The sequence below is a fragment of the Paenibacillus selenitireducens genome (assembly GCF_002021565.1).
Classification (GTDB): Bacteria; Bacillota; Bacilli; order Paenibacillales; family Paenibacillaceae; genus Paenibacillus_K; species Paenibacillus_K selenitireducens.
Window position 1 is genome coordinate 71,088 of the sequence record NZ_MSZX01000005.1, and the last position, 23,614, is coordinate 94,701.

22 protein-coding genes are annotated in these 23,614 nt (G+C 42.9%); all 22 read left to right on the plus strand.

Annotated elements, in window-relative coordinates; translation table 11 throughout:
• The first annotated feature begins 6 nt into the window (after positions 1-6).
• The 22 genes from BVG16_RS13455 (at position 7) to BVG16_RS13565 (ending at position 23,613) form a co-directional block, all read left to right on the plus strand.
• Positions 7-258 (plus strand): hypothetical protein, encoded by a 252-nt coding sequence (locus BVG16_RS13455; RefSeq protein WP_078499196.1) that lies wholly within the window; start codon positions 7-9, stop codon positions 256-258.
• A 14-nt stretch (positions 259-272) separates the two neighbouring features.
• A complete protein-coding gene (locus BVG16_RS13460; RefSeq protein ID WP_078499197.1) occupies positions 273-644 on the plus strand; it encodes a hypothetical protein in 372 nt (123 codons plus the stop codon).
• Positions 645-1,264: 620 nt separating this feature from the next.
• Positions 1,265-1,867, plus strand: coding sequence for a tyrosine-type recombinase/integrase (locus tag BVG16_RS13465; protein WP_078499198.1), 603 nt, complete (start codon positions 1,265-1,267; stop codon positions 1,865-1,867).
• 221 nt (positions 1,868-2,088) lie between these two features.
• On the plus strand, positions 2,089-2,880 hold the full coding sequence (gene terS / locus BVG16_RS13470) for a phage terminase small subunit (RefSeq protein WP_078499199.1): 792 nt from the start codon (positions 2,089-2,091) through the stop codon (positions 2,878-2,880).
• Positions 2,873-4,273 carry a phage terminase large subunit gene (locus BVG16_RS13475; protein WP_078499200.1) on the plus strand — a complete coding sequence of 467 codons (1,401 nt, stop codon included), beginning with the start codon at positions 2,873-2,875 and terminating at the stop codon, positions 4,271-4,273. The genes terS and BVG16_RS13475 overlap by 8 nt, the downstream gene beginning before the upstream one ends.
• An 80-nt stretch (positions 4,274-4,353) precedes the next feature.
• A complete protein-coding gene (locus BVG16_RS33110) occupies positions 4,354-5,166 on the plus strand; it encodes a TRADD-N-associated membrane domain-containing protein (RefSeq protein WP_198957463.1) in 813 nt (270 codons plus the stop codon).
• Between the two features lie 90 nt (positions 5,167-5,256).
• A complete protein-coding gene (locus tag BVG16_RS13485) occupies positions 5,257-6,579 on the plus strand; it encodes a phage portal protein (RefSeq protein ID WP_078499201.1) in 1,323 nt (440 codons plus the stop codon).
• 36 nt (positions 6,580-6,615) lie between these two features.
• Positions 6,616-7,620: a 3-oxoacyl-ACP reductase gene (locus BVG16_RS13490; protein ID WP_078499202.1), complete on the plus strand. Its 1,005-nt coding sequence runs from the start codon at positions 6,616-6,618 to the stop codon at positions 7,618-7,620.
• A gap of 16 nt (positions 7,621-7,636) precedes the next feature.
• Positions 7,637-8,638 carry a hypothetical protein gene (locus BVG16_RS13495; protein WP_078499203.1) on the plus strand — a complete coding sequence of 334 codons (1,002 nt, stop codon included), beginning with the start codon at positions 7,637-7,639 and terminating at the stop codon, positions 8,636-8,638.
• A gap of 60 nt (positions 8,639-8,698) precedes the next feature.
• Positions 8,699-9,121: a hypothetical protein gene (locus BVG16_RS13500; RefSeq protein WP_078499204.1), complete on the plus strand. Its 423-nt coding sequence runs from the start codon at positions 8,699-8,701 to the stop codon at positions 9,119-9,121.
• On the plus strand, positions 9,118-9,684 hold the full coding sequence (locus BVG16_RS13505) for a hypothetical protein (RefSeq protein WP_078499205.1): 567 nt from the start codon (positions 9,118-9,120) through the stop codon (positions 9,682-9,684). The genes BVG16_RS13500 and BVG16_RS13505 overlap by 4 nt, the downstream gene beginning before the upstream one ends.
• 9 nt (positions 9,685-9,693) lie before the next feature.
• Positions 9,694-10,266: a hypothetical protein gene (locus BVG16_RS13510; protein ID WP_078499206.1), complete on the plus strand. Its 573-nt coding sequence runs from the start codon at positions 9,694-9,696 to the stop codon at positions 10,264-10,266.
• Positions 10,263-10,844, plus strand: a complete 582-nt coding sequence (locus BVG16_RS13515) for a hypothetical protein (protein WP_078499207.1) — start codon at positions 10,263-10,265, stop codon at positions 10,842-10,844. The genes BVG16_RS13510 and BVG16_RS13515 overlap by 4 nt, the downstream gene beginning before the upstream one ends.
• A gap of 441 nt (positions 10,845-11,285) precedes the next feature.
• On the plus strand, positions 11,286-11,480 hold the full coding sequence (locus BVG16_RS13525) for a hypothetical protein (protein WP_078499209.1): 195 nt from the start codon (positions 11,286-11,288) through the stop codon (positions 11,478-11,480).
• Between the two features lie 38 nt (positions 11,481-11,518).
• Positions 11,519-12,301, plus strand: coding sequence for a hypothetical protein (locus BVG16_RS13530; RefSeq protein WP_078499210.1), 783 nt, complete (start codon positions 11,519-11,521; stop codon positions 12,299-12,301).
• A gap of 61 nt (positions 12,302-12,362) precedes the next feature.
• Positions 12,363-12,695 (plus strand): hypothetical protein, encoded by a 333-nt coding sequence (locus BVG16_RS13535; RefSeq protein ID WP_233147031.1) that lies wholly within the window; start codon positions 12,363-12,365, stop codon positions 12,693-12,695.
• Positions 12,670-12,984: a hypothetical protein gene (locus tag BVG16_RS13540; RefSeq protein WP_078499212.1), complete on the plus strand. Its 315-nt coding sequence runs from the start codon at positions 12,670-12,672 to the stop codon at positions 12,982-12,984. The genes BVG16_RS13535 and BVG16_RS13540 overlap by 26 nt, the downstream gene beginning before the upstream one ends.
• Positions 12,985-13,051: 67 nt before the next feature.
• Complete coding sequence (locus BVG16_RS13545) at positions 13,052-18,064, plus strand: transglycosylase (protein ID WP_198957464.1); 5,013 nt, start codon at positions 13,052-13,054, stop codon at positions 18,062-18,064.
• A complete protein-coding gene (locus tag BVG16_RS13550) occupies positions 18,061-18,615 on the plus strand; it encodes a phage tail domain-containing protein (RefSeq protein ID WP_078499213.1) in 555 nt (184 codons plus the stop codon). The genes BVG16_RS13545 and BVG16_RS13550 overlap by 4 nt, the downstream gene beginning before the upstream one ends.
• Positions 18,612-19,016 (plus strand): phage tail fiber protein, encoded by a 405-nt coding sequence (locus tag BVG16_RS13555; protein ID WP_233147032.1) that lies wholly within the window; start codon positions 18,612-18,614, stop codon positions 19,014-19,016. The genes BVG16_RS13550 and BVG16_RS13555 overlap by 4 nt, the downstream gene beginning before the upstream one ends.
• A gap of 13 nt (positions 19,017-19,029) precedes the next feature.
• Positions 19,030-22,707 (plus strand): hypothetical protein, encoded by a 3,678-nt coding sequence (locus BVG16_RS13560; RefSeq protein ID WP_078499215.1) that lies wholly within the window; start codon positions 19,030-19,032, stop codon positions 22,705-22,707.
• Between the two features lie 144 nt (positions 22,708-22,851).
• Complete coding sequence (locus tag BVG16_RS13565; RefSeq protein ID WP_158081692.1) at positions 22,852-23,613, plus strand: phage distal tail protein; 762 nt, start codon at positions 22,852-22,854, stop codon at positions 23,611-23,613.
• The last annotated feature ends 1 nt before the right edge of the window (position 23,614 follow it).

Genomic DNA, 23,614 nt, shown 5'->3' on the forward strand with positions numbered 1-23,614 from the left:
AAGGAAATGAGCAAAGGAGCGTATTTAGGTTTTGGATTACTCGGTCAGCTCGTTAATACTGTAGACAAGCTAGGTAATCCTAAACGATGGGTATGGACAGACAAAGGTGCGGAAGTCATGCGCCAGCTACCAGGTCGCTTTGTATGGGATCATTACAAGGATTGTATACCTCCAGCATGGGTTGCAGATGGATGGGTTAGGGAAGCAACACCGGAGGATGGCGAGCCGGGGCAAATGGATTTGTTGGACTTTGTATAATAGGGGGAGGTTAAATGCTCGCAGAACAATTAGAGCTATTCCCTCGTGCTACGAAAGAGGACATAGAAGCTACTAGACAATTGCTTGACGAGTACGTGGCATGTGTTAATAATGTGAAGGTACTTGAAGAGGACGGAATCGAAAAGCTTGATCCAGAAGAGAAAAAAACATATGATAAATCCGTTTATAAGATTAACCGACTAAATCGGGCCGTGAAATTAATAGTTAACCAAGATATTAGAGAAATTATAAAGTATCGATATATTGAAGGTAACGGGCATTCACTGACAATTCAAAAGTATGCAAAAGTAATGGATGTCAGTACGGTGAATAGAAAGATAAACAAAGGAATTGAATCGATAGCAGACTCACTTATTAAGTGGTGAAAATGCGACAAACATGCGATGAAGATGCGACATTCCTGCCAGTTAAATATTAACCCCGAAAAGGTACAGTTGAGTTATAGAGCTAAACGCTCGGGTAACTCCTACTGTACCTTTATCACTTGTAGGACTCGGTCACGCTGTGGGTACGATATTTGTACCTTAGACGCCAGTCGTCAGGGGTGTGATGTGAGGCGGGGTTAGATGCCCTAGATCCGCTCCTCCCGGGCGGGATAGAAGTACGGGATATTATTATGATCTTATTGGTGCAGATGGGTTCAACTCCCATCAAGATCAACTTTGTAAATTTTGTTTTTCTCTCCTTGCTGAGCCGTTCCCTAATGGGGGCGGCTATTTTTCATACAAAGGATGGTGATTTCATGAAATTATTTCAATGGTTTATTAAGATAACGGCCGCTAGATCTAAGCCAGTTCCGCGGAACCGAGGTGAGCGCAGACATGGCAGAAAAACATAAACGTAATGTATTGCTCGAAAGACCTGAACCCCAACAACCAGTGAAGTGTAAAGGTTGTTTTTGGGGAAATTGGGAGGCCCCAGTTCAGTTCTGCTCCAAGGTGTTGGGATGTGTAAGGGTCCCAGCATCGAAAGATGGTGACAGTGATTGAAGGCCGTACAACCAATTAGGGATATCGAAGTTGTCGAGGCGATACAAGAATATCTCTATAACACGAATCTACGCAATTGTGTGTTATTCAGTATGGGTGTTTTTAGTGGTCTGAGGGTATCCGATCTTTTGAATTTACAGGTTGCATCTGTGCGAAATAAGACACATATAACCTTGATTGAAGAGAAAACCAAGAAGACGAAAAAGACCAACAAGGAAAAAACGTTCATAATCCATCCTGATATTAAACCGTTGATTGATTTGTACATTCAAGATATGGATGACGATGAGTATCTTTTCGCAAGTAGGCAGCGGAAAACAAAGACGGGCGTAAAAGGAAAGCCGATTCATCGAACAACGGCATATAAGATGTTGAACTCTACTGCACAGGTATTTAGGTTGAAGGAAATTGGATGTCACACCATGCGGAAAACGTGGGGATACCACTTATATATCCAAGATCCGGAGAACTTAGCGTTACTAATGGAAATGTTCAACCACAGTAAGCAGTCAATCACATTACGGTATCTTGGATTGACCCAGGACGCTATGGACAGAGCAATTCTAAGATTGAGTTATTCAAAAAAACGAATTAAGTAGCACTCATTTTCTGAAAGCGAAAATTATCTTGACAGATTAATAAATTTTATGATCCGACGAGTGCAACTCTTTGTCTATTGTGATGTACTCAAATTACAATATTTAGTCGATATATCGATTTCGAACCAGTGTCTTCATAGCTTCAATCGATCAACAGAGCGTTACCAATGAAGTCGCAGCGTTCAAACCAACTCGAATACATGCGGAGGTGGTGAAATGTAGTGTCACGAGAGAGAAGTTCAAACCGAAAAAAAGCCCTGAAAATGTGGCTGGACAGCGGTCGAACCTTGAAGTTGAAAGATATCGCTCTGGAATTGGGCGTAAGTGATGTTATGATCCGCAAATGGAAGTGGACTGATCAATGGGACGAAATCCCCGATAAGCGCAACCGAGGCGGTCAGAAAGGGAACCAAAACGCCAAAGGTAATAAGGGTGGTTCTGGTGGACCTCTAGGCAATGACAAAGCGGTCACGCATGGATTTTTCCGTAAATTTTTGCCGCAAGATCCTGAATATCTAGAAATCTTGGATATGGTTCAGGAAATGGACCCGTTAGACATGATGTATCAGAATATCGAACTCCAACAGGCCGCAATTATCCGAGCACAAAGAATCATGTTTGTTCAGAACAAGGATGAAATGATCAAAGAATTGAAGAAGCAAAAATTTGAGGTTCACAGCACAGGAAAGGGCGATAAGAAGAAGCTTCACCAAGTCGTTACGGAAGAAGAACATGAATTCCAGTTTTCGTGGGATCGTTACTCAACATTCCTCAAGGCCCAATCTGTTGCAATGTCAGAGTTTAGGTCCGCTGTCAAACAGTTCTTATCTGCGGCACCAGAGAACGATGAACGCCGAGTGAAGTTGCAAATCATGCAAGCGCAGGTTGAAAAAGCACGAATCGAAATCGAGAGCTTGAAAGGTAATGAGAAAGATACAAAAGCAGATGATTGGATTTCCGGTATTCAAGAGGTTGCAAATCGCCGCAGGGAGGCGATGAAGGGCAATGAGTAAAAAGCCATATAACGTTGTTGTGGACCTAATTGACCTGTATTGGGACAATCCCGTTGCCTTCTCACAAGACATGCTCAATTTCGAACCGGATGAATGGCAAGCCGCTGTTATGATGGATTTGGCAAGTAGCCCGAAAGTTAGTGTTCGGTCTGGTCAAGGTGTCGGAAAGACTGGAGTCGAAGCGGCTATATGCATCTGGTATTTATGCTGTCGTCCTTTCCCTAAGATCATATGTACCGCGCCAACGAAACAACAACTTCATGACGTGTTATGGGCCGAGATTGCAAAATGGCTGAACACCTCTCGCATGAAAGACTTCCTCAAATGGACCAAGACCAAGATTTACATGATCGGTCAAGAGGAACGATGGTTCGCTACAGCGAGAACCGCGACGCGCCCAGAGAACATGCAAGGGTTTCATGAAGATTATATGTTGTTTATCGTCGATGAAGCGTCAGGTGTTGCCGATCCGATCATGGAAGCGATTGTAGGTACGTTATCAGGTCTTGAAAATAAACTACTGATGATGGGAAACCCCACAAAGACGAGCGGGGTTTTTTATGATTCTCACAATCGAGATCGAGCGGATTACAAGACACATAAGGTATCGTCTTTAGATAGCCCAAGAACGAGTAAAGAGAACATCGCCATGCTTAAACGAAAATACGGCGAAGGTAGCGATGTTTACAGGGTTCGTGTGGAAGGTGAGTTTCCACGAGGTGAATCAGATTCGTTTATTGCTTTAGAATCTGCGTTACATGCGAAAGAACATGTAAGAACGAAGCCAGAAGGCAGCAAGCTATATATTGGTGCCGACATCGCTAGGTTCGGAGATGATGAAACAACCATTTATGGTCGAATCGGTGGGAAGCTAGTGAAGCAAAAGCAACATCATAAGCAGGACACGATGGTAACAACCGGATGGATATTAAGGCTTGTTGATGATGCAAAAACGGAATATCCGCAGATCACCGAAGTTGAAATTCGAGTGGATGACAGCGGAATCGGTGGTGCCGTAACGGATCGTTTGAATGAAATCAACACAGAGCAAAACCTTGGGTATACGATCATCCCCGTGAACAACGGCTCCGCTGCACAAGATAAACATTACGGCAACTTTGGATCAGAATTATGGGGCCATGTTAAGGATCTGCTTGAAGAGAACATGAGCAACTTTATATTAGGCATGCCAGGAGTACTCGAATTGCCTAATGACGAGAAGTTGATTACGCAGCTTACAACAAGGAAATGGCGAATGGGTAGTAACGGCAAGATAATGCTAGAACGTAAAGAAGATATGAAAAAGCGCGGGTTACAGTCACCGGACCGAGCGGATGGATTTATTTTGGCGTTTGCAGAAATTGAGCAAACTTCGGGGTTCGCGTTTGGGTAAATGCATTTACGTATTGGAAGAACTATGTAATAATTTATTAGGAGATTACGACAAATTATTACATACAGGGAGTTATAGCAATGCAAAAACCAAAAGTACAACTTAGAAGTGTTGGAGAAATTGATAATATTATTCTAGCAAATGATGTATATAGTTCTATGAGCGTTGTCGGGCGGGATTATTATGAATCTAAATTAGAAAAATTAAAAATTGACAGAATAGCTCTAAAAAAGAGAGATTATCTATTCAGATCAGTGTATGGCTTTCTTGCAGCTTCTGGATTAATTGGTATAGTCATGAATATCTCCATACCTTTTACAATTGCTTGCGTGGTTGTATTTCTAATCGGATTAACAGTTGTTATAGCTTCTTATTTAAGTAGTAAAGCGGATACCATGGATGTAGAAATCAAAACGTTAGAGAACAAGGTAACTAAAGTTAAAAGTAAACCAGATAAATCTAAAAATACAGATCGATACTTCGATACACTTGTTGGTATTAACTTGAGGAATTTGGAAGAATACTATGATCTCGTTAAAAAAAGCAATAAAAAATCTTTTAACGCTTCACTAATTGCTTGTTTTATGGGTTTCTTTCTTATTGCAGGTGGCTTAATAGCTCCATACTTCATGGATGGGGCGAAAGAAATTACTTATGTAGCATCAGCGGCTGGTATTGTTGTTGAAGTGGTAGCAGGTTTGATGTTTTATCTCTATAGCAAAACGATTCTGCAACTAAAGGATTATCATGATAGCTTATTAAATGTTCAAAATATGCTGTTATCATTTAAGTTATTCGAAGATCACAAAACTGATAATGATAGCTCGGAAATATTGAAACAAATGATAGGTTATCTATTGAACAAAGAAAAAAATAGTAAAGAGTCAACATAGTAATACATAACGATATTTCGATTGCGGAGAAGGTAGGATGATGTACATCCCACCTTCTTTTTATTTTGTCCATGAAAGGAGGTGGTTTTTTTGGGAGTTAGACAATGGGTCATTAATTGGCTTGAGGCAGGACGTTCAAAGAATGAGCCCGTCAGACAGACAGAATCATACCCGTATCCGTTCGGAGTGATAGGGTCAATAGGAAATAACCAACCAATACCAAAGAAGACAGAAACGAATCTAAGGTCTTTGAGTGAGTCACCAATTCCACGACGAGCGATTAACGTTATAAAGGATGGCATAACAAAACTGAATTGGTCTGTAACAACCATTGATGAGAATGACGCCGAAAAGTATCAAGAGCTATGTAAGATCATCGAACGGGCGTTATTAAAACCAAACCAAGCGGATTCATTCCGATCATGGGTTGAACAGATCATTGAAGATATGCTTGTTTGTAGTGCTGGTTCATCGGAGACGGTCAAATCCAATGATCTGAAACGTCCATTTCGAATGTATCCGGTCGATTCGTTCTCTATCGAACTTTACCCCACATGGGATGGACAACCGGAATCATACCGATATGCACAAAGAGTCAACGGGAAATATGTTCACCTAACTGATTCTGAGATGATGTATATTCGCATGAATCCGCGAACAAATACGCCATTCGGACTTGGGCCGCTCGAAACGGTATGGGAAACAGCAACAAACTTCGTTATGTCACATCGAACGGCAGGGAAACAAACGATAAATACATTCTTGAGAAGAATTCTAAATCTCGGGAAGAATGCCAACAGTACCGATGTTAAAGCGTTTCGTGCTTATTGGGAGAACGAAGTAATGGGCCGCGGTATAACACCGATTATCTCAGGCGAGAGCCCGAGCATACTGGATCTCGGAGCGACAGATGATAAAGCCTTATTCATCGAGTGGCAACGCTTCTTGATTGAAATCGTTGCTATCGCATTCGGGATATCGCCAAAGAAGCTCGGGCAGACCAAGGATGTTAATCGAAACACCGCAGACAGCGAAGATGAAGATACAAATTCAACGATTCAATCCATTGCGGAAAATATCGTCGAGCATATCAATAACCACATCATCGACGGAATCTTTAAAATGGGTGGAATCATCGAATTCAAGTTCCATTACGCCACGTCTCTAAAGGATTTGAAGACAAAAGCAGATATAGACGCAATTTATTTAGATCGCGGCGTGGATACGATTGATGAAGTCCGAGATAGCAAAGGAAAGAAGGCTCACCCTAACGGGCATGGCGAAAGGATTCTTGTTCCCAAAGAAAAAGCGATCGACATCAATAAAACGATGGAACAGCAGACTCAAACAACGGAACATGTAAACAAAAAAATAGATCCGAATAGCAATGACCCTAACACCACGCCAACGTAGGTGTTTTTATTTTGCCTGGAGAGGGGGTGAAACAATATGCTCGCAACCTTAAAAATGAGCAAGGAATCTTTACGGGTCCAAGAATTCAAAATGTCGAGTGTCAGTGAGCATCCGAATAAAGTACCTTTCAAGTGTGCATTATTTGCAGTTGATCAGCCGAGTGACGGATCACCACATGGTGCAGGCGGTAAGAAGATTCGTATATCGTCAGCGGTGTGTGATAAGTACCTACAGACCTTCGTAGGAATGGCGTTGAATATCGACTACGTTCACGGTATGTCTGACCATGACCCACGGTTCAAAGTCGCCGTGATTGAAAAGGCGTATCGTTCCATGGACGGATTCGCTTGGGTCGAAGGGTACATTTTCGGTAAGGACTTCCCCGATGTCGTCGCAACCATTCGATATTACAACAGCTTAGCGTCAGAAAACCAATGGTCAGAATATCAATTTGGTGCATCGCTGGAGATGGAAGCAGCGGTTCAAGATGCCATGGATACGAACGACGTTCTAGACGTCATCGAGTTTTGCGGTACGGGTGCAGCGATTCTTTTCGCGGATGCCGCCGCTTATACAACAACAAGCTTTGCAGCTAAAAACAATTCAAAGGAGGTTGTCAATACCATGACACCAGAAGAAAGTAAAGCCCTTCAAGATGCAATGATTGCACTTACGGCAAGTATGCAATCGGTCGTAACCGATATGGGGACAATCAAATCGGATGTAGAATCCATGAAAGCAGCTCAAGCGGAGGGGGAACAACAAGCCGCCGAGCAAACAAAAGAAGCAGAATTGACCGCCGCAAAAGAAGAAGCAGAGAGATATAAGCAAGAGCTTGCAACCTTGAAAGCGGGGAACAGCGCGGCTCAGGAACCACAACGTAAAACAGTTTCCGCAGCCCAATTGCTGAATAAGATCGATGCTTCCAATGGTGCGGATGGCCTTGATTATACTTCGTTCTGTGCAGCCGTAGATAAGATGAATCTTCCGACGGTTGAATCTATGAAATTAAAACTACAAGCCAAATCTGAGCTTAAATAAAAGGAGAATCTAATCGATGAGTGAACGCGTAGGACAAGCACAGTTTGTATCCATGTCGGCAGCAACCCAATTCCAAGGACCAGGTACTTTGATCACAGATGATTACCAAAAGGAGATCACCGATGTACTCCGTCGGAATTCTATTCTGGATGGTAGATTGAATTACGTTCCTGCAACTGGTGATATTTCAACTTACTACGAACAAAACACGGTTAACGGTGGAGATTTTGTTGATCCAAGAAATCCATCGGCTACAGCATCAAGTAATGAACGCACACCGCACGGTGTGAAGATTAAGGCGATTACAAATCAAGTGAATTTCGGTCACTATGACACGACACTTGGGCAGCAGCAAAACAACTTCCCCGAATTAAAAGCAAAAGATTTAAACGATATGCTCAATGCCGTTGGTTTGACGCACGGTAAAGGATTATGGAGAGGCACGGATACGAATTTGGTTATTCCAAAAACCTTGTCGTATGTCGGAATTCCGAAGCAAATCACAAATACATTCGTTGTCAGCCCGACATCTTCAATCGTATCTGCAATTCGCGCCAAAGTTGCCGCTATGGTGGCGAGTGAGAATTACGAGTTAATGCCGACCGCCATTTATATTCATCCTATTGGTCATCACTACCTGGAAGAAGAAGAACGTCAAGCATCAACAAATCAGACACAAATCAACAATCTACGAAAAACGACGGTCGCTGGTCTCGAAGTGCTTGCTATTATGACCGCCGCAGGAATCATTCCTATTATTCCTGAACCATTCATGCCATCAGAAGTAAATGGTTCGGATTCGACTTTGACGGATTATGGCATTGCGATTCTTACAGAGCCTATGATCGAATACCATTATGTCGGTCAAAAAGGGATCTATCTATTTCAGTTAGGCACTGTTTCAGATCTACAAGAGAAGTTTATCGGTATCAAATACGGCGCACCTGTCGCTAAAGGTCCGAGCTATGCACATGCATACGGTAAAATCGAACGGCCAACCATGGTTCCGGTTGGTTAAATACTTTTCAAGAGGTAGCGTAATCGCTGCCTCTTTGATATAGAAGGAGGAACGAAGCCAATGGCTAAATCAAAGAAAGAAAAAGCTATGACGTTAATAGAAACCGCGATATCTTTTCGGGATGCCGCTGTAATTGGGACTGAGGCGGGTAACTTCTCGAAAGATGCTGTTGATCTCTTGAATACAGAGATTGAAACAGCGCAAAAATTTATCGAAGATGAATCCACCGATGATGGTCAACTGGATACATTGCTCACGTCGCTCAATGGAGCGTTAAAGGTATTCCAGGCATCGGAAATCCCACCATCCACAGATGAACCACAGGTAAATACTAGAATCGTCACACTGAAAGGTTCTGAGAGCGAGAGAAAGGGCGTTCATTCGCTTCATTTGGGCAAACAGATCATTACATTCATTGACGGTAAAGCCGAGCTTACAGACGCAATAGCGTTGGAATTAGAAAATGCTGGTTATATCGAATGAGTACTTATTTAACCATCGATGATTCAGATTATGTAGCGAATGGCGTTCAATTAACCATGCCGTTGATTATTCGCGCTTCTGCCATTATTGATGGGGTGTGTAAGCGATCGATTGCTATAACGTCGTATACAGAGCGTGTACCGTTGACTGATAACCAACGAGGGCATTTGTCTTATTACCCTGTAAACGATGTGACAGCGGTCAGGGGGCGTCCTACGCACGGAATAACTGGAATTGATATATTTGGACCGCCTACATTCCAAGACGTCTCTACGGACATTCTGGATGTCGATAAACCCATTGGGACATTATGGTGCGGATATTCTTTGTTCGGGGTTCCATATTCAGAATTAGAAGTCACCTATACAAGTGGATGGGAAGACATACCGGAGAAGGTAAAGGTGGCTTGTGGATTGATTATCAATCAATTGGCAAGCAACCCTAATCCGAATGTTAAAGCAAAGAAGGACTTCGATTTATCCATTGAGTATTTCAGTAGAAACATGGTTACACCGGAGATTTCCGAGCTGCTATCTGAATATGTACTTCGATTCTTTAGGTAGGTGAAATGAATGTTTTATGAATTCACGCATCGTCACACCCCTTGCTATGTTGATAATCAACATGATCTCGTCATCCTTTCGCGGGAAAACAAAGCAACGACGGTCGCAGGAAAGGAATATGTCTATAACGGCATGTTCTCTCCAGTGTCGAAAGTACATCAAGGTTCCTTGGTCGAGACAATTGATTCATTCCTGGTCCAGACAATGCGGTCCACGACGGATAAAGACAAATACTGTAGTTTGATTAAAACCAATGCGGTCATTGAAGTGCAGCGGTATACACAAATCTACGATAAACATGATAATCCGTTAAAAGCTTCCTTCGATTCGGTCGAAAAAGATATTAAAGCCAATGTACAGTATGTAACGGCACAACTGAGGCAAAATGATGCAGGTTTGCTTCCCACAACTGTCTACGTGCTGCAAATACAATCAACCGTTGATGTAAAAAGACCAAGCGATAGAGCATTAGTCCTTCCGGACAGAATCATAATTAATGAGCGGCCTTATCAGGTGGATGTTGTCGATGATTTGAAATTTCCAAATCTGTATCATGTCCAGTTATCCGAGGACAAACGATGATAACCGGATACGATTATGCGAAAGCCTCCGCAGATTTAGAACATGATTTAGGTGTTGAGATTGCAGGTTTGACCAAGTTGGTCCTACTTACTGCCAAAAGCGGCATTCGCTATTATCCAGAAGTGCGGGATTACATGCATATGCAAATGACGGTACTAGCTCATGAGATGGTCGAGGGTGAAATTACGGCCGAACATTGGCAAGCTTGGTTAGAACAGTTTGGTAAAGGTTCCAAAATGGCTAATAGCATCGATAATCCGGGATTGGTATCTTACATAAACTCAGATCAATGGAATCCGCTACGATCCCAAGGAAGTAAAAACGTCGTAGGCCGTGGTGAGGGTAATTATCGCAGCATTGATGGCACTACGCATTATTCAGGTGGTGGATATGCGGGCGTAGATTTAGAAGAGTTGGCAGCAAGGGGCGATATTGATAAATCATATGGCCCTACACCGCCATCCTATTTTTTGCGAATTGCTCTCCAGGCCAATAGAAACCGAATCCTAGAAGGCATTAGCCGCGTGCTCACAACATTCCCATATCATAAATACTTCAAGGAGGTAAAAGATTCATGAGCTTACAGCTTATCAATGCTATACAAGATACTCATAAAAACGATCCAACGTTTATGACTCTCGTTAGCCTGAATCCTCAATCCCCTCCAGAAGACATTGTAAAGAGATTTACGAAGGGGATGGAAGCTGATATTACACTGTCATCCTCAACGGTCCCGCATATATGCGAATACATTATGCCTGGGAGGTTTTCTAGGAATCCATTGGTGTTTGAAGGAAAGTTTTGTTTAGATTTTTACGGTAAGACATCTTACGAAGCAAAACTAATGTTCGAGCGGTCGTTCGAACTACTCCACGATAAGCCTATTCACACATCGGATTTTAGATCCTATTTGTGCGTCCTTGCTTACGATGTGGATTTCGCGACAGGTATTCGTGATGTGAAGGGGTACAAAGCAATCTATGATGTGGACTATCTCAGAATGAATTGAGGTGAATAAGATGCCGAGTAAGAAAAATATCGAGACAGAACATGAAGAAGAAACAGAGCTTAGTAAGTTAATTAATCGCAAGATCGAATTAGCCAATAAGCTTGGCATTATGGACGATTACAATCCAATCGATAATTATCAAGGTACTGAAGAATACAAGGAACTACAAGAAATCGATAAACGTTTATGGGAACTGGTCAAATAATCTGACGAGTTCTTTTTTTATTTGAAGGAGGAACACAAATGAATCCAATAGTATTTGATGGCGTAGGTACAATGGAAATTACAGAGTTGGACGGCACACTGAAGCTAATTGACGATAAAATCACTAAAGTCAATTTCCAAGCACAATTAGATTGGCAAAAGGTCATGGGTGGCGACAGCGGATACGCATTCCACTACACAGCCCAGGATCTGCAAGACAAGGTTTCGATTGAACTACCGCGATTCTCTACGGCTCTTGCTGAGATTTCACAAGGAGCAGATACGATCAATGGTACGGTAGAGTTTAACGAGACTGAGGAAGGTATTCTAAGCCCGACAAATGGGTATTCCATCAAAGCCACCACGAAGTTCGGCGGCACTTTGGTAGATAAAAGTGATTCGGTCTATTTGAAAGATCCAAGCACAGGAGAATTAAAGAAGCTTGAACGTGTCGCAGCGACGCCAACAGCCACACAATATATGATTGCAAACGGGAAAATCACATCGAACGCAAGCAATGACAACAAGAACATTGTTGTTCGATTAAAATGGTCTACAACAGGTACGAAGAGTGCCTTGAGCGGCAAGCGCCGTCCTAAACCGTTTAAATTCACCCATCGGTTCGAGTTAGTGGATGATAGATCAGGCAAGCCCGTTCAATGTCAATTGACAATTCATAAGGCGCTTGGCGGTGGTACACTCGACGTATCTCAGGAGCGCAAGAAACCATCTACTAGCACATTAGCTCTTGAAATTATGGAACCGGATATCACACCAGATAACCCGAATGGTTATGCTGCGGAATTGATTTTTGGAATCTAGTCTACGAAATAATATCCCCTACCTCTGCGGTGGGGGATATTCAATATAAGGAGGAATTACCTTGGAAGAAACATTAGATCAAACATTGAATATCGGTTCAGAAATTCGGTTGGCTGAAGGGATTACCAAACGTATTCAAATTGGTAGTATCGGGTTAATTCGTAAGGTCCGTTCGATCATGAAAGGCAATGAATATAAATTCTCTTTCTCCATCGGACGTGGTAAATGGGAAGCAACCGAGAATCGAAAAGAAATTGATTTTGATGCTGTTGAGGAAGCGTATAAGGAGGCTTTTAACCTTGTCTTGGTTGAAGGTCTAACCGATGAAGAGTATGAGCAAGTAGATGAGCAAGGAATTAAGGAGCTGGATGAGCTCCTGGAACGATTTCTATAATGAATCATTCCCTCCAGATCCCGACGAAGATATGGATGAAGATACCGACGAGGAAGCAGACGGGGAAAGCAGAAAAGATACCGATTGGATGGGGATGTGGGCGCTCTGTGTATCCAACGGCATAACAGATAGTGAATGGATCAATATGACCATCCCCAAGGTACGAGCGCTCATGAAAGCAAAGAACCGTAAAGAAGAATTTGAAATCATGCTTCATGGCGGTAAAATTGAAAACAAGAAACCGAAGAAAGCGAAATACCTCTCTGACCTTGGTTTCTATCCGAAATAGACCCTTCTTAATAAAGGGTCTATTTGTATTGGCTCTTACCTCAGCGATGGAAAGGGGTGAATGATCATTGACAGAGCTAAACAAGGATGTAGTTGGCGCCAAGATTAACTTGGATGTGACCAAGATCCTTCCAGCGTTTAAAGCAATCGACGAGGGAGCGAGAGGGAACGCCGCATCGTTTCAATCATTGAATGCTGAATTGGCAATTACACAAAAGAACTTTGCATCCATGGGGAGTGCAGCGGATAAATTCGCTCTGACTTCCGAAGAGCGTCGCAAAAAGATACTTGCGGAGTCCGAGGCGTTAATCAAGCAAAGATTAGCGCAAACCGAATTAATTAATGCGAAGAAGAATCAACTGGATCAAACGAACAATATCGTGGAATCGAAGCTAAAGGCCCAACAAGCCATCGTGAAAAAGCGCGAGGATGCGATTGAGCAACAGGAACGAGAACATCAACTGAAGATGGCGGCTCTTCAACAAAAAACGTCTGCGGCAAGCGGGTTAGACAATCTCATGCAAGCTAAAATAGACCGTCAATTTCAGATTATGAAAAACGGTGATGCGAAGCTTGAGATGGAAGCAGAGCGACACGCGGCGAAAATGCAGATATTGAATCAATCAGCACTTTCACCGACGAAACAGACGCAACCATTAGTGAGTTCAGAAAACATATTTGGTCGCATCGAAAAGTACGCCGAGCATGCTGTTGTATTCCATACAATCACCACTGCAATTAATACAGCTCAACACGCATTAAAAGAGGGTCTTGTCGGTATTGAAACCAACATGGCCGGGTATGTACAAACGAATGAGCATTACTTTCTGGAATACAATGCTGGAACGAAAGAAATGGTCATGAACACGGAAAAGCTCCACGATGAGACGACAAAATTCCTCCATACGGCACATGACTTAGGTTCGGAAATCATGGATGTGACCGAATCCGCTAGATTATGGGGTCGAATGTACAAAGATGTTAATGTTGTGCAAGAGCTTGTTCGGCAATCCACGGCGCTATCTACGGTAGATATGGTTGAATTAGAAGCTTCTACAAAATCCATGGAATCGGTTATGGCGCAGTATGCTGTTCATATCCAAAATGCTAATGATGCGATGGTTATTGGTAACCGTGTTCTGGACAGTTGGTCAAAAGTTGCCCATGATACGATGGCACCAGCAAGAGACTTAGGGGCAGCTTTCGAGAGAACGGGTAAAATTGCCGCAGAGACAGGTGTTTCTTTCGACTTCATGAATGGGCTCATATCGACAGGGATTAGAAATACAGCTCTTTCAGGAGAAAACCTAGGGAACATGTGGAAGACCGTCCTCGGTACCATTCGAACAGAAAAAGCTGTGAATGAGATTGAACGCTTAGGCGTCAAAACAACCGAGCTGGTTGATGGTACCGAACAATGGAGAAAAGCAGAAGATATCCTGTTAGATCTATCCACGAAGGTCATTGATAAAAACTATGATCTCACGCAATCGTATGCAGATATTTCGCGTGGTGTGTACCAGTTCGCAAAATTGGCCGCATCATTGAACGCTGGTGATATTCTCTTAGGTACTGCAACATCTATTGGTTCGACAGGCAGCACCATGGAGTACCTAAAGGTCCAGATGGATACGATCCAGCGGAAAGCAGCTCAAGCAAAAGCGTCATTGCTCGAAGTATTTAACAACGCAGGGGACGATGGTCTACGTCGGAGTATTAAAGATGTGCTGGATGTCATCGATCGATTGCTAATTGGTCTAACAAAGCTTCCGAAAGGCACGCTTGAAGTTGCCGCGGGAATCGGTGGCCTCATTGTTGTAACGAAATCCTTACAAGGGGTTTTGAATCTTACGTCCGGTGCAATAGCCGCCTTGTCTGCAATCAAATCTAAAAATACGATTGCAACAGTAGCTAATACCGCAGCGACGGTTGCGAATACAACAACCAATCAAGCGAATGTCGTTGCTACAGAAGGGGTCATATTGTCCACGGTCTCTAGAACGGCTGCAACGGAAGGCGCGTCACTAGCTCAAACGACCCTTTCCACGACAACCAAAGGGGCAGCGGTTGCAACAGGGATTTTGACAACGGCTCAAGCGGCATTATCCGTAACCATGGCGGCAGCTACCGCAGGGTTATCTTTAGTTATGGCGGGGTTGGCCGCATTTGCCTTCATGTCCGGTAAAGCTGAAAAAGCTGAGAGAGATCGGATTCAGGCCATGAAGGATGAGGATTCGGCGAGTCAACAGATGATTAGCCAATACGAGCGGCAAATCGAGCTATTACCAAAGCTAGTCAATGCTCATGTGTCACTTGAAAACTCATTAAAGAGTGGGACATTCTCGTCCGAGAAACAAATCCAAGTCAAGAAGCAGTTGGATGAGGTATCTAAAGCCCTTGTTGTAACATTGGGCGAAGAAGGAGCGAAGCAGTTAGATGCTGCGAAGTACACGGACGAAGCGGTTCGAATCCAAATTCAAGCCTTGAATGACTTGATCGTGAAGCAGCAAGAGGCGCGTAAAAACGTGCTCTTGGATCAACAAGATGAGATAACGAAGCAACAGGTTGATAAGCAAAAAGAGCTAAAAAAAGCTTTGAAAGACTTAGAAGATGCACAGAAAACCGCTTACGATCCACAATACGCACTCGTTCAAGTTCAAGCGATTGAAAAGCTTAGGGAAAAGGTTCAGTCACTCGAAAAAGAAAGTCATAAACTAGATGATGCAATGGCAGGAGTTAGCGTACAAATTGGTCAACTTGCCGTGGATAGCATCGATCAGTTCTCGGGTGCGGCCGGGAAGGCGACGGAGAGCGTCAAGGACCAAGAAGATGCGTTGAGCTATTTAAGGGATGAAATCAAGGATAACACTTCTGCGATCAGTGAATTGAATCAAGTGTCCCATGATTTATCTAAAGGGCAATCCATGAATGCGGAGTCTGCAACGGAATTAATCCTTAAATATCCCCAGCTCGCAGACAAGATTTATAAAGTGGCTGATGGTTGGAAGTTTGAGACTGGCGCGGTGGACATCCTTCGCAAAGCGAAGATCCAAAAAGCGATTGATGATTTGAAATCCGAGCAAGATTCTCAATTTAATACCAAGGTAGCAACCGATGCTCGGTTGCAGTCTTATGGGATTGAAGCTCAAGCGATTAAGAGTCTAGCAGACCTCAAAGCTAAATTAAATAGCGCTCGAACTAACGATCTAAGCTCCGGTGACGACTTAAAATACTTCAAACCTGCCTTTAAACAACAAGGGCTTGGTGTCATGGGAGCGAAAGAAGCCGCTGAATCCGATTTGGATAGCATCCTGAATGAGTATGAAAAGGATATGAAGGCTTATGACGATAAAATCAAGTCACTTTCTAAGTTATACAATGATCCGAAGTTTGGTGTTTCTAAAGACAGTTCCAAAGAAAAATCCAAAAGCAAAAAGGATGATCCGTTAGCGAAGGCGTTTGATGCTTCGTCGAAATATATAGAACATCAAAAGGCGATTGGTAAGTTGAATACCAGTCAAGAATTAACAGCGTGGCAGCGCGTCCAGTCCCAATATGCTCAAGGGACCGAACAGCGCATGAAAGCAGATGAGAAAGTCTATGCCTTGAAGAAAACTCTATCGGATGAAGCGCAAAAGAAAGAGAAAGAAGCCTATAACGCTTCGATAAATTGGATTTCGCATCAAAAAGGAATCCGTGAGGTCTCAGCAGCGCAAGAGCTTGATATGTTGTTGCGTGTCCAATCACGATATAAAGTTGGTTCGGAAGAACGAATGCAGCTTGACGAGAAAGTTTATGCTGCTCGTAAGGCGAAGGACCAGGAGTATTTCGCTGACTTTCAAAGGCAGCTCTCGCACAAGAAAGCGATGGAACAAATAAGCACCGAGGATGAAATCAAAGCTTGGATCAAGATACAGGGGATGTACAAAGAAGGCACAGACCAACGGATGCAAGCCGATGAACAGTTATATACCTTGAAAAAGAAATTGCTTGATGATGAACAAAAAGCCGTGGGCGACTACACGAAGACCACTAAAACGATCTTAGATCAATCGAAGAACGACGCCATTAAGCGCATTGAAGAAGAACGTGACGCATTTCTTGCATCCCAGGATTTGAAAATCAAAGCTATCGACGATGAAATTAAGAAGATGGACGAAGCTAATAACATCGATGATTATGAACGTGCCTTAGCGGAGAAGAAAGCAAGGCTCGAACTATTGCAATCCGCTGTTGGTCCGGAAGGAATCAAGGAACGCGAACAAGTCCAAAAAGATATCGAGGAAATGGAGCGTAAACACCAACGAGAGCAAGCGAAGAAAAGTCTCGAAGACCAGAAACAGCAATTACAGGATGAGAAAACGCAGAAGGAGAATGATTATAACGATCAGATCCAGAAAACGAAAGAACATTATGATCAATTATCCAATGCGTTCGATACCTTCTCGTCACAAATTGAGTTTAAAGCCGAAGACTTGAAACAACTTCAAATCTTGAAGGAGTCTGAGAAGAATGAAGAGATCCTTAAACAACTGGATCAATTCATCTTGGATTATCAAGCAAGAATGGGCAAAATTAGTTCCGTATCGGCTTCCATTTCTCAAAGAGAGCTAGATTTACAAGAATACAATAGCAACAAAGACGCCTTCGATGCTGCAAAGGCTCGGGGTGATCAAGCGGAGATGGCGCGCTTATCGTCAAGGAATCAACAAATTCGTGATCAGTATGGCATAAAACAGGATACAGGTAAGCTTCAACACTTCAAAAATGGCGGCTTGGTACAAGGTCAGCGTGGGGAAGCTGTTCCGGTCGTTGCTCATGCAGGAGAAATGTTCCTGAATGAATCGCAACAGGGGGTGCTATTCAAACTATTGAATTTCAACTTTCCACAATTAAGCTTCTCGATGCCGCAGTTCTCCATGAATTCAGGTAGCGGCCAATCTGTAACCAATTATAATTATTATTCTGTTTCATCGGGTGATGTGCATATCTCTGATGATTCTACAGCCCGAACATTCTGGTCGGAAAAAGATAATCTTGTGCGGAGGATGCAATCCAAGGGAGGGAAAAGGAAAGCATGATTGAAGCAACAGTGAATGGTGTTTCGTTCAAATCCATTGGACTAGGGTTAAAGAGTCATAATATATCAGTCCTCCCGCCAACGAAAGACAATACGATCGAAATTGCCGAGATGGACGGTGAGATCGATTTCGGCAGTACGTATGGACCAAGAACATTCGACTTAGAGTGTATTGTTATGGCTGATGATCCGACTATAGATTACCATCGCAGAGTCGCCCAAGTGGCGGCTCTTTTTAATATCAAAAAAGGCGATATCGTATTCACTTTTTCGGATTTGCAAGGAAGGAAATATGTTGGTAGATACGCGGGGACGATGCCCATTGAAAAGTTGATTTTCGACGGTGAGGTAACTATCCCCATAAAAATGTCGAATCCATATCCTGAGAGCGATGAAGTTATAAATGAAAAGACTTTGTATCAATCCGGTGATATGATCAACGCCTTTTCGGATGGTGGTGTCAGTACAAGCCCTATGATTGTCTTGACCAACACGGGAACCACGACCATTCAACGATTTAAGTTAACACATGAATATCTAATTGAGGGGTGAATGTTTTGAATATTTCTAATTTTTTAGCTACTTCCTTATTAAACCAAGTTTTTCGTAATACAAACTATGCGCGTCCAACTACGGTATATGTGGCGCTATATACATCTAATCCAACGGCAGCAGATACAGGGGCAGAAGTTTCAACAGGGGCATATAAGCGAATGGCGATAACCTTAGGGGCTCCAGTCATTGAGAATAGTAAACAAACAATCAAGAACAGTGCGGACGTTGCATGGAGCGTTGCAACTGCCGATTGGGGGCTTGTTTCACATATCGGAATTCGTGACGCATTAACCGGAGGGAATTTGCTTTACTTTGGTTCGCTCGATACACCACGAAGTATTTTGGTAAATGATGTGTTCAAATTGCTCACAGGGTCCGTAGTATTAACATTAAGTTAAGGAGGTATGAACATTGCAAACAATGTATCCTGCCGCGGTAAACAGCCGACAATCTGAGCTGTCTGCCGCAATAACAGCAGCACAAACAACGATTCCGGTTATAGATATTTCCGTCATTCCCGTGGCCCCCAATCTACTAACGATTGGGACCGACGAATCAGCAGAGACAATTTTATATACGGGAATCAACGGAAATACGTTAACCGGAGTTACAAGGGGCGTTCAGGGAACGGCAAAATCTTGGGCAATCGGTACTAAATTAGCTCGATATTTCACCGCTTACGATCATGATACATTCAAAGCGAACATTGATGAGATTTCGAAACAAATAAATGAGGTCATATTAAAGAAGACCCTCGGACCAGGCGCTAACATCATCAATGCAGATCAAGCTAGTGCATTAGATTTAACTGTATATGGGTCGTCACGGACGAACTTACTTGGGGATTTGGGTAACTTTGAAAAAGATAGTAACGGGGACGGTCTTGCAGATGGTCTTGCTGCTTCTGGTGGAGTCAGATCTCTGGAACAGAGTGAAAAATACGGCCTAAAAGCACAAAGAATTACTTCCTTGGCAAGTGACACAGGAGCATCTAGGTATGTTGTGTTTACAGGTATACCAATGCAAGCAGGAAAGTATTATATTTTCATTGCCGATGTAGTAACTGATGGAATAGCATCAGCGAAAATGGGTGTGTATCGCGATGGTTCGGCTGCTCCAAACTATATAGGTGAAACGCCTGTAAGTTACGCAAGTAAAACACATTATATTAAGCACAACCCAACAAGTGATACTCCAGATGCGCGAATTTTTATGTATAACGCTATAACAGTAGGTCAATTAGGATGGACTCAATGGGATGGAGCAGGAATCTATGAAGTAGACAAGATTCTGTATGATCGAATTGGTGTAGATATAACTGAGGCGAACATACGAGATTATTTACCTCATGTAGATGGACGTAAGCCTGTACAGGGTGTTGTGCTTACTAAGCAAGGTAAAAACCTAGTACCACCACTCCGACCAGACGTTTCATTCCCTGGTGTTAGTTCTTCAATTATCGGATCGTACGAAATGACGATTACAACTACAGCACCTAGTCAGGACAACATTGTTTATAGAGATATTCCTGCATTGCCAAATACCGAGTATTCAATGAGCTATGAGGAGAAGATCGGTTGGGCCTCGGTCCGGTGTATTGACGCAAATGGTAATGAGCTTGGCGCCCAAGGCGTGGGTAGATTTGATATTATCAATAACGTAAATTCTATTAAGTTCACATCTCCACCAGGAACGAAGACTATTAGATTATGGCAAGGAAATTACTCTTCCCCAGCAGGGACTTACAAGTTCAAAAATCCAATGTTATGTATTGGTTCATCTACATCATTCGAACCACGCGAAGATCAACGCGTCCTCTTGCCTGTATCACTTTGCGAAGTCGGAGGGGTACGTGATGAAGTAACCGTAAGAGGGGTAGATGCGACGCTAACCAAAAGAATTGAAAGGGTAATGTTAGATACAAGCCTTACTTATGTGGTATACAAAAACCATAATGGTCGGAAGTTGATGACTATATCAGTACCCAACTCATTTTCAGATATTTCGGGTTCAAATGATATTCCAGATACTAGCACTAGGCAAGGAACTGTATTCATAAACCAAGTGGGATTCCCTTTGGTGGTTGCACCTTTAAAAAGCTTAATCGATGCAGTTGATTCCAATAGTTTTGATAACTGTTATACGATCGATGATAGAAGGTTATTTGTCCTTTTAAGCAATGATGAAACAGGGTTCAACTTTACAGGATCTCCAACATCAGATGAGATGAGAGCTTATTATCTAGGTTGGATAATGTGTAGTGCAGACGGATCGAAGTATGTGACTGGAACCAAGTATTGGAAAAGGAAATCTGATGGAGGAGGAATTACATCTAACTTACCGATAAGCAGCTATCCCGGCGGTGATGGTTTCCAAGTTAATTATCAGCTTGCTACACCTGTAATTAGCAAAGTAACCGATGCAGATGGGTCTATATCCTTACTCGCTGGCGGTAACATGATGACGGTTGAGTCGGGTGTTGTAATTCGTGAAGAAATTACTTTTATGGATGGAAAAGACGGTTATTATTACAGCAACTCCACTGCCCCAGCGGAATATTCAGCGACTAAATTTAAGAATAGGGTTAAAAAGATTGTCAGAATAGATGAGGGTATCAAAACGGGCATTCCATTTGAGTTATCTACAAACAGCGCAAACGGTTTAGAGAGACCTAAATTAAAGGCGGTAGCTTATAACTCTAAGGCTCAGTATTTTGCGTCTTATCTGACTCTAGATAACTACGCTTATTCTTCCAACGTTACGCAGACAGATGTGCAGTATAAAGCAGGTCTTAACGGTACTGTATCGGATAACGTCAATAATATCGCACGGCTGACCACCGAGAATGATGCGCAGAACTACGCTGATACGTACATCCAAGCCATGACGGAGAATAACGCCAAGGACATCAAGGATCATAAGTCCAGCGCATCAGCGCATGATGCAACGGCAATTGTCGTCAACGATCCCGACTTTACCGATAAAACCGTGCTAGGGGTGCTTAAGTATTTAAAGTCGCTTGCCAATAACCTCAAGAGTAAGGTTGCAGGGGCTATTGGCGCACCGCTTGCTGCAACCGATACAGCGGAGCAAATGGAAACGAAGATTAAAGATTTAAAGACGACGTTTGCCGCAAATCTGACAGCTAAGAGAATTACAGCAAGTGCAACTGAAACTCTAAAAAGCTTAATAGACAAGGTTAGCAGCATTGTACTTGGTTCTGGAGATGCTGTTGCATCCGATCTAAGAGCAGGTAAAACAGCTACAAACAATACTGGTGTTCAATTTACAGGTACTCTAGCTGTACAATCTACTACAGCTCAAACGGTTACGCCAACCGCTACTGATATTGTAAAAGGTGCAGGTATTTATGATGGAGTCATTACCGTGAAAGGTGTTCCAGTAGATAGTAGTAAGGTTTTAGTTGGTACGACAATAGCTGGGCAAGCTGGGGAGATGCCAAACCTTACAGGTACAAGAAACGCAACAGGCGTTGCTAAATGGCCTGACGGTGCTTTAGCTGTATATCCTGAAAAAGGATACCAAAAAGGAGGTGTTGGCGACGGAGAACTTAAAGTGTCCATTGCTCAGATGCAGTCAATTAATCCCTACCTTAAACCTCAATATATTGCGCAAGGCGCTGATGTTTTCGGAGTTGTAGGGACGTACACGAATGACGGGACGCTTACTGACCCTGACGATCTGGACGTTAACCGCTCAGCGTACTCAAAGGGCGTCAAGATATCTGGTAAGTCTAGTAGATCAGGTAGAACAGAGTTTGTGACGATACCTCCGAACCACGTACTAGGACCAAATCAGTCGATTTCGCTACCTTTTCCTACTAAGCAAGTGGTATCTAGAATCGCAACTTTCATTGCTAGGGTTAGGCTGAGAGACGCTAATGGTGCAGGTCACGTAGTGTATCTTGTGAACACGCAAGAGGGTGTATCACTTAACATCGGTACAAGTAACTACGCTATGGTATCGCTAGGAATTGACCAGACAGCAAAGACTGTGACGATAACCAATAACGCTAACTATGCCAGCACAACGCTCATAGATGGGGAAATAATGTATCTAATGATCTAAGGAGGAATCAATGTTAGCCAAGGATCTCCTTACGTACGTCAAGAGTGGAGTCGTATCAGAATAAAGCGCCGCCGATATGGTAGGCGCTATTATTATGCCCTCGGAAGTCCGGGAGCTTAATTATTAAGAATGAGGTATAAGAGCATGTTCAATAGAGCGTCATTCAATCGTATGGGATTCAATCGTCAGATGACGGTGTTCGTTTTTGGGAGTGCGACAATTAATGTTAATGGCGATATCGCGGCGTTAGCCAATGCAGACATGACGGGAATTTCCAACATGTCTGCGGAAGGAACTGCTTCATTTGACTTCATCCGGGAACGCTCTTCTCAAGTCAAAATGCATGCAGAAGGCGATTTAAAGTCAGACTTCATCCGCGAAATATCTTCTACTTCAATGCTAGAGGCCGACGGAAGTATGAAAGCTTATTTCATTCGAGAAATATCCGATTCTGCTTTACTACAAGGTGAAGGCAGTATAAGAGTTACAGCATCTTTAGAAAGTACGGGTAAGGCGAGGATGGATGGGGATGGAACGCTACGAGCGAATTTTATACGCGAAATCGCCTTTACCGCGAAGTTAGAAGCGTATGGAGAATTGAAAGCTGATTTTATCCGTGAAATAACTCGTAAGGCTCTATTAAATGGGATTGGTGGCCTGATAGCTAACGGAAGTCACTATCATATCGAGACGATTGATTTTATAGGACCTTTCAAACCCGGGGATCGCATTGAGATAGATTCAAAGAAATATGAGATTAAGCATAACGGCGTTAACGCATTCCCACAGATGCAAGGTGATTTCTTTGATTTATCCCCTGGGACAAACCCAATCATGTACACTGATCCCGAAACATCTCGCCAAGTCCTTATACGGGTAACGCACAAGGATAAATACTTGTATTAAG

Coding starts and splice junctions, on each gene's coding strand:
- BVG16_RS13540 (WP_078499212.1), top strand. CDS start 12,670: ATGAGCTCCTGGAACGATTTCTATAATGAATCATTCCCTCCAGATCCC.
- BVG16_RS13565 (WP_158081692.1), top strand. CDS start 22,852: ATGTTCAATAGAGCGTCATTCAATCGTATGGGATTCAATCGTCAGATG.
- BVG16_RS13475 (WP_078499200.1), top strand. CDS start 2,873: ATGAGTAAAAAGCCATATAACGTTGTTGTGGACCTAATTGACCTGTAT.
- BVG16_RS13525 (WP_078499209.1), top strand. CDS start 11,286: ATGCCGAGTAAGAAAAATATCGAGACAGAACATGAAGAAGAAACAGAG.
- BVG16_RS13510 (WP_078499206.1), top strand. CDS start 9,694: ATGTTTTATGAATTCACGCATCGTCACACCCCTTGCTATGTTGATAAT.
- BVG16_RS13500 (WP_078499204.1), top strand. CDS start 8,699: ATGGCTAAATCAAAGAAAGAAAAAGCTATGACGTTAATAGAAACCGCG.
- BVG16_RS13455 (WP_078499196.1), top strand. CDS start 7: ATGAGCAAAGGAGCGTATTTAGGTTTTGGATTACTCGGTCAGCTCGTT.
- BVG16_RS13495 (WP_078499203.1), top strand. CDS start 7,637: ATGAGTGAACGCGTAGGACAAGCACAGTTTGTATCCATGTCGGCAGCA.
- BVG16_RS33110 (WP_198957463.1), top strand. CDS start 4,354: ATGCAAAAACCAAAAGTACAACTTAGAAGTGTTGGAGAAATTGATAAT.
- BVG16_RS13530 (WP_078499210.1), top strand. CDS start 11,519: ATGAATCCAATAGTATTTGATGGCGTAGGTACAATGGAAATTACAGAG.
- BVG16_RS13550 (WP_078499213.1), top strand. CDS start 18,061: ATGATTGAAGCAACAGTGAATGGTGTTTCGTTCAAATCCATTGGACTA.
- BVG16_RS13460 (WP_078499197.1), top strand. CDS start 273: ATGCTCGCAGAACAATTAGAGCTATTCCCTCGTGCTACGAAAGAGGAC.
- BVG16_RS13490 (WP_078499202.1), top strand. CDS start 6,616: ATGCTCGCAACCTTAAAAATGAGCAAGGAATCTTTACGGGTCCAAGAA.
- BVG16_RS13515 (WP_078499207.1), top strand. CDS start 10,263: ATGATAACCGGATACGATTATGCGAAAGCCTCCGCAGATTTAGAACAT.
- BVG16_RS13505 (WP_078499205.1), top strand. CDS start 9,118: ATGAGTACTTATTTAACCATCGATGATTCAGATTATGTAGCGAATGGC.